We start from the raw sequence: 11,190 nt of genomic DNA, 5'->3' as shown, positions 1-11,190 counted from the left end.
CGAGAGGGCGAGCGCAGGTTCTGCGCAGTGGGCAACCCGGCATGGATGCCGGGTTAGCCGCCCCCGGCCAGGGATGGCCGATGGCGGCGGGCCCACGGAGCAGGACCGGAGCGAGGGCATGCCGAGCCACAGCGAGGCACCGAACGAAAGGGGCAAGAGCCCTTGGTTACTTGGGGCTCTTCCAAGTGACTCGCTGTAAAAGCGAAACCGCCAGCAGCCATCACAAAAAAAACGGATATGCCCCCCCAACCGCTCTACCCCGCCTGACGAAACACCACCCCCAGACCAACAATAATCAGCACCATCCCCACCATGCTCAACACCGCAAGTTGGTTGCCGAAAAACAGATAATCCATCACCGCAGTCACCGCCGGCACCAGATAAAACAGACTGGTGACATTCACCAGATTGCCCCGGGCGATCAGCCGATACAGCAACAACGTCGCCAACACCGACACCACCAATCCCATCCACAACACCGGCACGATAAAACCGCTGCTGCGTTCAAAGTGAAACGGCTGGAACGGCACGAAAATCCCGCACAACAACAGCCCCGCCAGATACTGCACCGGCAGCGTACCGAGGGGATTATCGGTGATGCGTTTCTGCATGATCGAACCGAACGTCATGCTCGCCAACGCCAGCAAACCGAAAAACATCCCGGCCAGCGACATGCCGGCCAGACCAATGCCCTGATACACCACCATGATCAATCCGGCCAAACCCAGCATCAAACCGAACACCCGGTTCGCTGAGCGCTGGCGCTCCATGATCACCACCGTGAGGATGGGCTGCACACCCATAATCGTGGCCATCACGCCTGGCGTGACCTTCAGGTCCAGGGCCAGCAGATAGAAAATCTGATAAGCGCCCAGCAACACCACACCAGTGGCCATCGCATACAGCATCGGCTTGCCACCCTTGGGCAGTTTCAGCTTGAGCAATGGCACCAGCAGCACCAATCCACAAAGCGCGATGGCGAAACGAATCAGCAAAAAAGCGAAGGGCGACGCGTGGGCCAGGCCCCATTTGGAGAAGATCGCCCCGCTGCTCCACAGCAAAACGAACAGGCTCGTGGACGCCGCCGCGAGCGCGGATTTTTTCGAAAGGACAAACATGAATACCACCTGTAGTCAGGCATAAAAAGCCAACTCAGCCGAAGCTGAAATCCAGTAGTTTTTCAGGCGAACGCTTTTAGAAGGGCATGGGAACAGCAGGGAAAGCTGATCAGCCCGAAACGCCAACGCCCGGCGGTGATACGACTGCGTACACCGGCGTGCTACGGACAGGTGGGGGGTAATGACTGATCTGCGCAGGCTGCTGATCCCCGCACGGCACGACGCCAGCGTGGACCGCTGAATCGACTACCGCGTTGATGAGGGAAGCAGGCATGGGCTGATCTTTTTTGATGGGATGGACGGCGAACGGAAATCACCGAGCGCCGACTATAACCAGCGCTCGACATGGATTGCAATGACTTGGACAAAGGGCCAGTAGATACAGCTTTAGACCTGCTGCTTACTCTGAGGGAAAGGAAATCGCCCACTGAGGGGGACAGGGAATGCAAGAGATCAAATGCCAAGGGAACGGACGCATCTTCGGTATCAATTGTATAAATCGAGAGCTAGAAAACTGGCCACCGCCAGCACCGCCGAGCTGCAAGAGAAAAAGGAACGGTTTGGCCCTACCGTTCTTGATTTATCGAAGGTGCGATTTGAACCTATCGACGCACAAGCATTGAGTGCCTGGGAGCGCTGGGATGATTTTCATTTTTCATGGCATGACGTTGTTGGATGGAAAGCGAAGGAGCCTTTGGCGCTGGATTTATCCATCTGGTTCGATAAACAACTGTGTGGACTCTGCTTCGCAAATCCAAACAAAAGTCGGCAACGAATTCGCATCGTACGACTGGAGGGACGGCCAAGAGAGGCTCATCCCCTTAAAAAACGCATTGCTACATTGTCCATAATGGTCATTCAGCACTACGCCACAATTATCGGAAGCAGGTTCATCGAAGTTCAGGAGCCCTTGAAAGGGGCGATTCCTATTTATCAACAACATGGCTTCTATTTCGATACTGAACGGCGGCTTGTCAAAGCGGTGGAAAGCCAAGTATCGTAAAAAACCTGCTTAATAAATGATCAATAGTGGAGGACAAAATGGGTAAATCCAGTAAGAAATCCCCTACAAAAAATCGCTTACCCGCACTGGAAAGGAAAAAGATTGCTCTAGTGCTCACGGATAGTCAGCGACGCCTTCTGGAAATACTTGCGACAGGCATCGAAGGCGAAGAACCTGACGTGCTCGCCGGGCGCCGATGAAATCCTGGGCAAAAAAAACCGCTCTAAGCGAGCGGTCTTTCTGTAATCGACATCAACCAAACAACCAATACCCCAACAACGTCAACACCACCACCGCGAGCACCGGCCGCAGCACACGGTAGGCTTTAGGATTGCGCCGCTTCCACTGCTTGACCACGCCGCTGACTTTGTCGCTGGAGTTCTTGCTCCAGGCGTAGGCCCGGTTAATCCCGCCGACACGCTCGTCATCGAGGTTCTGCGGCGCAGTGGCGCGACCGAGCAGGCTGCTGATCCAGCGGTTGATGCGGGTCATGATACGGTTGCTCAACGGACGTTCGATGTCGCAGAACAGAATGACCCGGGTCCTCTCCGTTTCGTTCTTGACCCAGTGCACATAGGTTTCGTCGAACATCACGTCTTCGCCATCACGCCAGGCGTATTCCTGACCGTCGACAAAGATGCGGCAATCATCGGAATTCGGAGTCGACAACCCCAGGTGATAACGCAGGGAACCGGCAAACGGATCGCGGTGCGGGTTGAGATGGCTGCCACCCGGCAGCAAGGCGAACATGGCGCCTTTGACGTTGGGAATGCTGCTGACCAGGGCCACGGTTTTCGGGCACAGCGTTTCGGCCGATGGCAGGGGTTTGTCGTACCACTTGAGGTAGAAACGCTTCCAGCCTTTCTTGAAGAACGAGCCAAAACCGGCATCGTTGTTTTTCTCGGCGGCGCGAATGTAACCCTCATCAAACAGGTGCATCGCTTCGTCGCGGATGACTTCCCAATTGTCCTTGAGCACATCAAGTTCCGGGAACTTGCTGCGATCCAGATAGGGTTTGGATGGCACGCTGGAGAACAGGTACATCAAGGCGTTGTACGGTGCGAACAAAGCGGAGTGGTTGACGAACTGACGCAAGACCGGCAATCGCGCCTTGCCGCGCAAGTGCACATAGAGGGTACTGCCGAGGAACAGCAGCAACAGCGATGCCTTCGCGGCAATGGTAAAGGTCATCTACAACTCCTTGAGAATTAGCAACTCTGCACTACGCCATTTACCCGACGTGGCAGTCGGCCATGATAAACACTACCGGCCTCGGGAAAAACCCGCTTTCCTCAACATTCACTGTTAAAGATTGTGCAACAACGCACTTCTTAACATATGTCTCCTGAACGGGGGCTGACCTGGATCAGCCCACTTGTCGGGATCAAAATCGAAACATCACTGCTTTGATTTGTTCACGATTACTGCTGATTCTCCTGCTCGGTAAAAAGATCGCTGAACAGCATGCTCGACAGGTAACGCTCACCGGAGTCCGGCAGAATCACCACGATGGTCTTGCCCTGCATTTCCGGCGTTTCGGCCAGGCGCACGGCCACAGCCATGGCCGCACCGCAAGAGATGCCGCACAAAATCCCTTCCTCCTGCATCAAGCGCAAAGCCATCGCCTTGGATTCGTCATCGGTGACCAACTCGACCCGGTCCACCATCGACAGATCGAGGTTCTTCGGCACAAAGCCGGCACCGATGCCCTGGATCTTGTGAGGGCTAGGCTTGATCTCTTCACCGGCCAGCGCTTGCGTGATCACCGGAGACACCACGGGCTCAACCGCTACCGAGAGAATCGGTTTGCCCTGGGTACTCTTGATATACCGCGAAACCCCCGTAATGGTTCCGCCTGTTCCGACGCCGGCCACCAGCACATCAACGGCACCGTCAGTGTCGTTCCAGATTTCCGGACCAGTGGTTTTCTCGTGAATGGCCGGGTTGGCCGGGTTTTCGAATTGCGCCGGCATGAAGTAGAGGGACGGGTCGCTGGCAACCATTTCAGTGGCCTTTTCGATCGCACCTTTCATGCCTTTGGCCGGCTCGGTCAGCACCAGTTCGGCGCCCAACGCCTTGAGCACTTTGCGCCGTTCGATGCTCATGGACGCCGGCATGGTCAGCATCAACTTGTAGCCCCGTGCGGCGGCGACAAACGCCAGGCCAATGCCGGTGTTGCCGGAGGTCGGTTCGACGATGGTCATGCCAGGCTTGAGTTTGCCGGTGCTTTCGGCGTCCCAGATCATGTTCGCGCCAATCCGGCACTTCACCGAGTAACCAGGGTTGCGCCCCTCGATCTTGGCCAGGATGGTCACGCCACGCGGCGCAATGCGGTTGATCTGCACCAGCGGTGTATTGCCGATGGAATGGGCGTTGTCAGCAAAGATACGGCTCATGGCTGGGTCCTTATGCAGCGTTGAATTAGCCCTCCACGGTATGCCTGTTGCCCGTGGTCGTCCAGTCAGTCGAACGTCCGGCCCGCACAGCAGTCAATCGCTTTACACCGCCAGAGATTTGCCGCCATGAAGCGTCGATACAGTTGGCCTCTGTGTACCCTCGCCGGCCTCCTCATGTTGCTGTTTGCCCTGCACATCGCCCTGCCCTATCTGGTGCGTGACTACCTGAACGAACGATTGGCGAATATGGGTGACTATCGCGGGCAGATCGCCGACGTGGACCTGGCCCTGTGGCGCGGCGCCTACAAAATCAACGGGCTGAAAATCGTCAAGGTCGAAGGCAAGGTCCCGGTGCCTTTCGTCAATGCGCCGCTGATCGATCTTTCCGTCAGTTGGCACTCGCTCTGTTACGACCACGCCGTGGTGGCCGAGGCGCAGTTCGTCAAACCCGAAGTGAACTTCGTCGACGGCGGCGCCAACAAGAAAAACTCCCAGACCGGTGAAGGCACCGATTGGCGGGCACAATTGGAGAAATTGCTGCCGATCACCCTGAACGAAGTGCGGATCAGCGACGGCAAGATCAGCTTCCGGAACTTCAATTCCAAGCCCCCCGTGAACATGAACGCCACCCAGGTCAACGCCAGCATTTACAACCTGACCAACGTCGTCGACAAGGAAGGCAAGCGCGACGCACGGTTCGATGGCAAAGCGCTGCTGCTGGGGCACGCCCCACTGGAAACCAGCGCAACCTTCGATCCGCTGAGCAATTTCGAGGATTTCCAGTTTCGACTACGCGCCACGGGCATCGAACTCAAACGCATGAACGACTTCGCCTCGGCCTACGGCAAGTTCGATTTCAATGCCGGGCATGGTGATGTAGTGATTGAAGCGCAAGCGAAAAAAGCCCAATTGACTGGCTACATCAAGCCACTGCTCAAAGACGTCGATGTGTTCAACTGGCAACAGGACGTCGAGAACAAGGACAAAGGGCTGTTCCGCTCCATTTGGGAGGCCATTGTCGGTGGCTCCGAAACCGTGCTGAAAAACCAGGGCAAGAACCAGTTTGCAACGCGCGTTGAATTGAGTGGCAGCGTTCACCGGCAAGATATCAGCGCGTTCCACGCGTTTTTGCAGATTTTACGTAACGGTTTTGTGCAGGCCTTCAATGCCCGGTATGAACGGCCGAAGCCGGAGGCCGGTTAGGGTTTGCGTGTAACGGTGTAACGGCCGGTTTCTTCAGCTGCCCGCGCCGGATCTCGCAGCTGCAGAAAATCCCACCCCAGACAGGCCAGCGCCAATGACCGGGGCACGGCTTCACGGCCACTGCTGTAGCGCGTAATGCTGCGGGCACTCACCCCCAAAGCCTCGGCGGCCTGATTGAGCGGCAACCCGGTACGCGCACGCCAGTCGATGAAGATCCGGGTGTTTTCATCCGCTGCGTTTTGCGCGAGTGCATCCAGATAAACGGTGTCTGCACCGATCTGGATATCCTGCTCAGGCCATTCGACGCACCAGCCATCATCGCCCAGGGTTGCACTGGCGAAAGCTCCTGCCTCCAGCAACGGCTGCAATCCAGGATAGGTACGCAGGTCACGGCTCAAATCGAGCGTCAATTGCTGACCATCGATAAATGTCAGCGCCAAACGGTAATCCGGCAACGCCTGCACGGCAGACAACCGTGGTCGCTTCATGGGTAACATCGTTTCCAGTCCTCCAGTAACTGCACCTGATGGGTCCTGACCCATTCCAGAGCTTCCTTGATAATCAACGGCGGCGCCTTGCCGACCATCACTTCAACCGTTTCCAGGCTGAGCATCACATCCAGCCCGCCACCGGTCAGGTGGACATGGGGCGGCGGATGGTCCTTCTCTCGCAGCTGAATCCGGTACGTATCGCGAAATCGATATTTAGTAGACATGCTCCGCAAGCTATCGCCAAAATGGCGATAGCTCAATACTGGCCAGCCGCCGAGACTGAGTCAAGATGTGACGCCCCATTCAGAGACTGAATAAGCCGTCTGCGTTCACAGTCGACCGGGCAGCGCGTTATAGTCGGGTACTACAATTATTGCGCCCCGCCCTGCCCTGTCAGGTCGGCGTTACCGTTCGAGGATTAGCAGATGAAGTTCGAAGGCACCCAGGCCTACGTCGCCACCGATGACCTGAAGCTGGCGGTCAACGCCGCCATCACCCTGGAGCGTCCGCTGCTGGTCAAGGGCGAGCCGGGCACCGGCAAGACCATGCTGGCCGAGCAACTGGCCGAGTCTTTCGGCGCCAAGCTGATCACCTGGCACATCAAATCCACGACCAAGGCGCATCAGGGCCTGTACGAGTACGACGCGGTCAGCCGCCTGCGCGATTCACAGCTGGGCACGGAAAAGGTCCACGACGTTCGCAATTACCTGAAAAAGGGCAAGCTCTGGGAGGCTTTCGAGTCCGACGAGCGGGTGATTCTGCTGATCGACGAAATCGACAAGGCCGACATCGAGTTCCCGAACGACCTGCTGCAAGAACTCGACAAGATGGAGTTCTACGTTTACGAGATCGACGAGACCATCAAGGCCAAGAAGCGCCCGATCATCATCATTACCTCCAACAACGAGAAAGAGCTGCCGGACGCGTTCCTGCGCCGCTGCTTCTTCCACTACATTGCGTTCCCGGATCGCGTCACGCTGCAGAAAATCGTCGACGTGCACTACCCGGACATCAAGAAGGATCTGGTCAGCGAAGCGCTGGACGTGTTCTTCGACGTGCGCAAGGTGCCGGGCCTGAAGAAGAAGCCATCGACCTCCGAACTGGTGGACTGGCTGAAGCTGCTGATGGCCGACAATATCGGCGAGGCGGTGCTGCGCGAACGCGATCCGACCAAGGCCATTCCGCCGCTGGCCGGTGCCTTGGTGAAGAACGAACAGGACGTGCAATTGCTTGAACGCCTGGCTTTCATGAGTCGTCGTGGTACTCGCTAAGCTCTGATTAAGTAGGGGCTAACGCCATGTTGCTCAACCTGTTCAATGAAATGCGCGCAGCCAAAGTGCCCGTCTCGGTGCGCGAGCTGCTGGACCTGATCAACGCGCTGAAACAGCGCGTGACCTTCGCCGACATGGACGAGTTCTACTACTTGTCCCGGGCGATTCTGGTGAAGGACGAAAAGCATTTCGACAAGTTCGACCGAGCGTTCGGTGCTTACTTCAATGGCCTGGAAAAACTCGACGATCACCTTCAGGCCCTGATTCCTGAAGACTGGTTGCGCAAGGAATTCGAGCGTTCGCTGACCGACGAAGAGCGGGCGGCGATCCAGTCCCTTGGTGGCCTGGACAAGCTGATCGAAGAATTCAAAAAACGCCTGGAAGAACAGAAAGAACGCCACGCCGGTGGCAACAAGTGGATCGGCACCGGTGGCACCAGCCCGTTCGGTTCCGGCGGCTTCAACCCGGAAGGCATTCGGGTCAGCGATGCCGGCAAGCGCCAGGGCAAGGCGGTCAAGGTCTGGGATCAGCGCGAGTACAAGAACCTCGACGATTCGGTGGAACTGGGCACGCGCAACATCAAGGTCGCCCTGCGTCGGCTGCGTAAGTTCGCCCGTCAGGGTGCGGCCGAAGAACTGGACATCGATGGCACCATCGATCACACCGCCAAGGATGCCGGGTTGCTGAGTATCCAGATGCGGCCGGAGCGGCGTAACACCGTCAAGCTGTTGCTGCTGTTCGACATCGGCGGTTCGATGGATGCGCACGTGAAGATCTGCGAGGAGTTGTTCTCGGCCTGCAAGACCGAGTTCAAACACCTGGAGTACTTCTACTTCCACAACTTCATTTATGAATCGGTGTGGAAGAACAACATGCGCCGCACCTCCGAGCGCACGTCGACCCAGGACCTGCTGCACAAGTACGGCGCCGACTACAAAGTGATCTTCATCGGGGACGCGGCGATGGCGCCTTATGAAATCACCCAGGCCGGCGGCAGCGTCGAGCACTGGAACGAAGAAGCCGGTTATGTGTGGATGCAGCGGTTCAAGGAGAAGTACAAGAAGCTCATCTGGATCAACCCGTATCCGAAAGATACGTGGGGCTATACGTCGTCGACCAATATCGTTCGGGATTTGATTGATGACCAGATGTACCCGCTGACGTTGCGGGGGCTTGAGGAAGGGATGCGGTTTCTTTCCAAGTAATCTTTGCCGTCCGCCAGGGCCCCATCGCGAGCAGGCTCGCTCCCACACTGGATTTTGAGCGTACACAAATTACGTGTTCGCAGAAGTTCAACTGTGGGAGTGAGCCTGCTCGCGATGCTTTTAGCGGTCTGAAAACCGGCGCAAATACTCGACCTGTTCGCGATGCGCGACATCCTGCACCACCGGCCGCAACCGCACCGTCGCCCCCGGCAGACACTGCGCCAGCCGCGCCAGCGCCAACGGCGTCAACGCCCCCAGTCGCGGATAACCGCCAATGGTCTGCCGATCATTGAGCAGCACAATCGGCTGCCCGTCCGGCGGCACCTGCACCGCACCCAGCGGAATGCCCTCGGAAATCATTGGTTTGCCCTGGTACTGCAACGCTGTTCCCAGCAAGCGAATACCCATGCGGTCGGCGCGACTGTCGAGGGTCCAGGCGCTGTTGAACGCATCGAACAGACTCTGGCCGCTGAACTCGCCGATCTGCGCGCCGAGTACCACGTCCAGTGGCAAATCGGATTTGAAGTCCGGTATTTGTTCGCGAGGCAACTCGCGCATCAGCAGCGGCGCTTCAGCCGAGTAGCTCAGCGACGCACCTTTGGCCAACGCCCGTCCCATGCCATCCAGCCCTCCCAACTCCTCACGCACCACCGTCGCGCTGCTGCCCAACACCTTCGGCGCATCAAAACCACCCGGCGCCGCGAGATAAGCCCGCGCCCCCAGGAGTGGCTGAGTGAACTGCAGGCGCTGACCTTTGCGCAGCTTGAAACTGCGCCACGGCGCCAGCGCCTGACCGTCCAGTTGCGCGCCAAGGTCCGCCCCGGCCAGCGCGAGCAAGCAATCGCCCTCGGCCACCACGGTAAATCCGCCGAGGGTGATTTCGATCACCGCTGCATCCAGCGCATTGCCCAGCAGCCAGTTGGCCCAGGACATCGAGCGCCAATCCAGCCCGCCGCCCTGGGTCACGCCCAGATGCCGCACGCCAAAACGGCCAGCGTCCTGCAACAGGCACAACGGTGTGCTCGCTTCAATCGATAGCCGGCTCATGCCTGCGCCTCCAGTGGCGTGTCGTCACCGCCCAGGTTGATGAACTCGGCGTAGCTGACCGCTTCGAAGCGCACCGTATCGCCCGGTTGCATCAGGCTGTAGCCATCGCGTTCGCGGTCGAACAGTTTGGCCGGGGTGCGGCCGATCAGGTTCCAGCCGCCGGGGGACACCACCGGGTAGGCAGCGGTTTGCCGTTCGGCGATCCCGACACTGCCGGCCGCGACTTTTTTGCGCGGCGTATTCAGGCGCGGTGCGGCGAGGACTTCTTCCACTAGCCCCATAAAGGCAAAACCCGGCGCGAAGCCCAAGGCGAACACCTGATATTCACGGTCACTGTGGCGGCGGATCACCTCCTCCACGGCCAGCCCGCTGCGCTGAGACAACAGGCGCAATTCCGGACCGACGCTCACGTCATACCAGACCGGTAGAACATGACATTTTCCGCCGGTGCGGGTGTTGGGCGACAAATCGATCAGTGCTTCGGCGATCAATTCCCGCGCCTGCGCCGGGCTCAATGCGGCCAGATCGTAATGCACCATCAATGTCGTATACGACGGCACCAGATCGATCAGATGCGCACCAAACGCCGCACGCAGGTTTTCGCTGGCAGCGAGCATCCACGGCATGTTGGCTTCGGCGATCTCATCGAACAGCCGCACCATCAGGCAATCCAGCGCCACCACTTCCACCCGAAGTTTCATGGCGCACTCTGCTGATCGAGGGCTTCGCGAATGCGCCGCACGGCCGCCACGGAACTGGCGTTGTCACCGTGTACGCACAGAGTGTTGGCCTGCAAATGCAAGGCGCTGCCGTCGCTGGCGGTCAGGTTGTCACCACGGGCGATGGTCAGTGCCTGTTCGATAATTTTTTCCGGGTCGTGATGCACTGCACCCGGCAGTTGCCGCGAAACCAGCATGCCGGCGCTGTCATAGGCACGATCGGCGAACGCTTCGAACCACAACGTCACGCCGTATTCATCACCCAATCGCTGTGCGGCACTATTGTCGCGGGTCGCCATCAGCATCAGCGGCAACGTCTTGTCATAAGACGCCACGGCCTGCAGCACGGCGCGCAATTGCGCCGGGTTGGCCATCATGTCGTTGTACATCGCGCCGTGGGGTTTGACGTAGCTGACGCGCCCGCCCTGCGCCCGGCAGAGGCCGTCGAGGGCGCCGATCTGATAGTGCAGAATGTCCTGAAGTTCCTGGGCGGTATACGCCATGGAGCGACGGCCGAACCCGACCAGATCCTGATAGGCCGGATGGGCGCCGATCTGCACGCCGTTGCTCAGGGCAAGGCTGACGGTCTTGCGCATGATGCTCGGGTCGCCGGCGTGAAAGCCGCAGGCGATGTTGGCGCAATCGATGAAGGGCATGACCTCGGCGTCCAGCCCCATGGTCCAGTTGCCGAAGCTCTCGCCGATGTCGCAGTTCAATAGCAGGCGGCTCACGGTGAA

13 protein-coding genes are annotated in these 11,190 nt (G+C 58.4%); 5 read left to right on the top strand and 8 right to left on the bottom strand.

Annotated elements, in window-relative coordinates; genetic code table 11:
- Nucleotides 1-254: 254 nt before the first annotated feature.
- The gene (locus tag KGB24_RS15525; RefSeq protein ID WP_008035076.1) at nucleotides 255-1,118 is read right to left on the bottom strand and encodes a DMT family transporter; all 864 of its coding nucleotides are present in this window, start codon (nucleotides 1,116-1,118) and stop codon (nucleotides 255-257) included.
- A 457-nt stretch (nucleotides 1,119-1,575) separates the two neighbouring features.
- Between KGB24_RS15525 and KGB24_RS15520 the strand changes: the two genes are divergently transcribed.
- Nucleotides 1,576-2,121, top strand: coding sequence for a hypothetical protein (locus KGB24_RS15520; protein WP_223415191.1), 546 nt, complete (start codon nucleotides 1,576-1,578; stop codon nucleotides 2,119-2,121).
- 38 nt (nucleotides 2,122-2,159) lie between these two features.
- A complete protein-coding gene (locus KGB24_RS15515; RefSeq protein ID WP_192228715.1) occupies nucleotides 2,160-2,321 on the top strand; it encodes a hypothetical protein in 162 nt (53 codons plus the stop codon).
- A gap of 52 nt (nucleotides 2,322-2,373) precedes the next feature.
- Here KGB24_RS15515 and KGB24_RS15510 read toward each other — a convergent pair whose 3' ends face one another.
- Nucleotides 2,374-3,312 (bottom strand): aspartyl/asparaginyl beta-hydroxylase domain-containing protein, encoded by a 939-nt coding sequence (locus KGB24_RS15510; protein WP_008035075.1) that lies wholly within the window; start codon nucleotides 3,310-3,312, stop codon nucleotides 2,374-2,376.
- Nucleotides 3,313-3,542: 230 nt separating this feature from the next.
- Nucleotides 3,543-4,517, bottom strand: a complete 975-nt coding sequence (cysK, locus tag KGB24_RS15505) for a cysteine synthase A (RefSeq protein WP_223415192.1) — start codon at nucleotides 4,515-4,517, stop codon at nucleotides 3,543-3,545.
- A gap of 126 nt (nucleotides 4,518-4,643) precedes the next feature.
- Between cysK and KGB24_RS15500 the strand changes: the two genes are divergently transcribed.
- On the top strand, nucleotides 4,644-5,720 hold the full coding sequence (locus KGB24_RS15500; protein WP_223415193.1) for a DUF748 domain-containing protein: 1,077 nt from the start codon (nucleotides 4,644-4,646) through the stop codon (nucleotides 5,718-5,720).
- Here the strand turns inward: KGB24_RS15500 and KGB24_RS15495 are convergent.
- Entirely contained in the window at nucleotides 5,717-6,217 is a 501-nt protein-coding gene (locus KGB24_RS15495) for a DUF2442 domain-containing protein (protein WP_008035069.1), read from the bottom strand. The two genes, KGB24_RS15500 and KGB24_RS15495, sit on opposite strands and share 4 nt — an antisense overlap.
- Nucleotides 6,205-6,435: a DUF4160 domain-containing protein gene (locus KGB24_RS15490; RefSeq protein WP_032829218.1), complete on the bottom strand. Its 231-nt coding sequence runs from the start codon at nucleotides 6,433-6,435 to the stop codon at nucleotides 6,205-6,207. Before KGB24_RS15490 ends, KGB24_RS15495 begins: the two co-directional genes overlap by 13 nt.
- 201 nt (nucleotides 6,436-6,636) lie before the next feature.
- Between KGB24_RS15490 and KGB24_RS15485 the strand changes: the two genes are divergently transcribed.
- Both KGB24_RS15485 and KGB24_RS15480 read left to right on the top strand, forming a co-directional pair.
- Nucleotides 6,637-7,482 (top strand): AAA family ATPase, encoded by an 846-nt coding sequence (locus KGB24_RS15485; RefSeq protein ID WP_150713796.1) that lies wholly within the window; start codon nucleotides 6,637-6,639, stop codon nucleotides 7,480-7,482.
- Between the two features lie 26 nt (nucleotides 7,483-7,508).
- On the top strand, nucleotides 7,509-8,687 hold the full coding sequence (locus KGB24_RS15480) for a vWA domain-containing protein (protein ID WP_223415194.1): 1,179 nt from the start codon (nucleotides 7,509-7,511) through the stop codon (nucleotides 8,685-8,687).
- Between the two features lie 120 nt (nucleotides 8,688-8,807).
- Here the strand turns inward: KGB24_RS15480 and KGB24_RS15475 are convergent, their stop codons facing one another.
- The 3 genes from KGB24_RS15475 to KGB24_RS15465 are packed head-to-tail and all read right to left on the bottom strand — an operon-like array spanning nucleotide 8,808 to nucleotide 11,184.
- On the bottom strand, nucleotides 8,808-9,734 hold the full coding sequence (locus KGB24_RS15475) for a biotin-dependent carboxyltransferase family protein (RefSeq protein ID WP_223415195.1): 927 nt from the start codon (nucleotides 9,732-9,734) through the stop codon (nucleotides 8,808-8,810).
- Nucleotides 9,731-10,435, bottom strand: coding sequence for a 5-oxoprolinase subunit B family protein (locus tag KGB24_RS15470; protein ID WP_223415196.1), 705 nt, complete (start codon nucleotides 10,433-10,435; stop codon nucleotides 9,731-9,733). Before KGB24_RS15470 ends, KGB24_RS15475 begins: the two co-directional genes overlap by 4 nt.
- Nucleotides 10,432-11,184, bottom strand: a complete 753-nt coding sequence (locus KGB24_RS15465; RefSeq protein ID WP_008035059.1) for a 5-oxoprolinase subunit PxpA — start codon at nucleotides 11,182-11,184, stop codon at nucleotides 10,432-10,434. Before KGB24_RS15465 ends, KGB24_RS15470 begins: the two co-directional genes overlap by 4 nt.
- Nucleotides 11,185-11,190: the final 6 nt, after the last annotated feature.

It is taken from the genome of Pseudomonas sp. BF-RE-25, assembly GCF_019956105.1.
Taxonomy (GTDB): domain Bacteria; phylum Pseudomonadota; class Gammaproteobacteria; order Pseudomonadales; family Pseudomonadaceae; genus Aquipseudomonas; species Aquipseudomonas migulae.
Note: the sequence above shows the minus strand (reverse complement) of the source record. Positions and strands in the feature narration are given on the sequence as shown.

Bases quoted from the DNA above. Each gene is read 5' to 3' on its own strand.
- KGB24_RS15470 (WP_223415196.1), bottom strand. From the start codon at position 10,435: ATGAAACTTCGGGTGGAAGTGGTGGCGCTGGATTGCCTGATGGTGCGG.
- KGB24_RS15515 (WP_192228715.1), top strand. From the start codon at position 2,160: ATGGGTAAATCCAGTAAGAAATCCCCTACAAAAAATCGCTTACCCGCA.
- KGB24_RS15520 (WP_223415191.1), top strand. From the start codon at position 1,576: ATGCCAAGGGAACGGACGCATCTTCGGTATCAATTGTATAAATCGAGA.
- KGB24_RS15485 (WP_150713796.1), top strand. From the start codon at position 6,637: ATGAAGTTCGAAGGCACCCAGGCCTACGTCGCCACCGATGACCTGAAG.
- KGB24_RS15525 (WP_008035076.1), bottom strand. From the start codon at position 1,118: ATGTTTGTCCTTTCGAAAAAATCCGCGCTCGCGGCGGCGTCCACGAGC.
- KGB24_RS15500 (WP_223415193.1), top strand. From the start codon at position 4,644: ATGAAGCGTCGATACAGTTGGCCTCTGTGTACCCTCGCCGGCCTCCTC.
- cysK (WP_223415192.1), bottom strand. From the start codon at position 4,517: ATGAGCCGTATCTTTGCTGACAACGCCCATTCCATCGGCAATACACCG.
- KGB24_RS15495 (WP_008035069.1), bottom strand. From the start codon at position 6,217: ATGTTACCCATGAAGCGACCACGGTTGTCTGCCGTGCAGGCGTTGCCG.
- KGB24_RS15510 (WP_008035075.1), bottom strand. From the start codon at position 3,312: ATGACCTTTACCATTGCCGCGAAGGCATCGCTGTTGCTGCTGTTCCTC.
- KGB24_RS15490 (WP_032829218.1), bottom strand. From the start codon at position 6,435: ATGTCTACTAAATATCGATTTCGCGATACGTACCGGATTCAGCTGCGA.
- KGB24_RS15475 (WP_223415195.1), bottom strand. From the start codon at position 9,734: ATGAGCCGGCTATCGATTGAAGCGAGCACACCGTTGTGCCTGTTGCAG.
- KGB24_RS15480 (WP_223415194.1), top strand. From the start codon at position 7,509: ATGTTGCTCAACCTGTTCAATGAAATGCGCGCAGCCAAAGTGCCCGTC.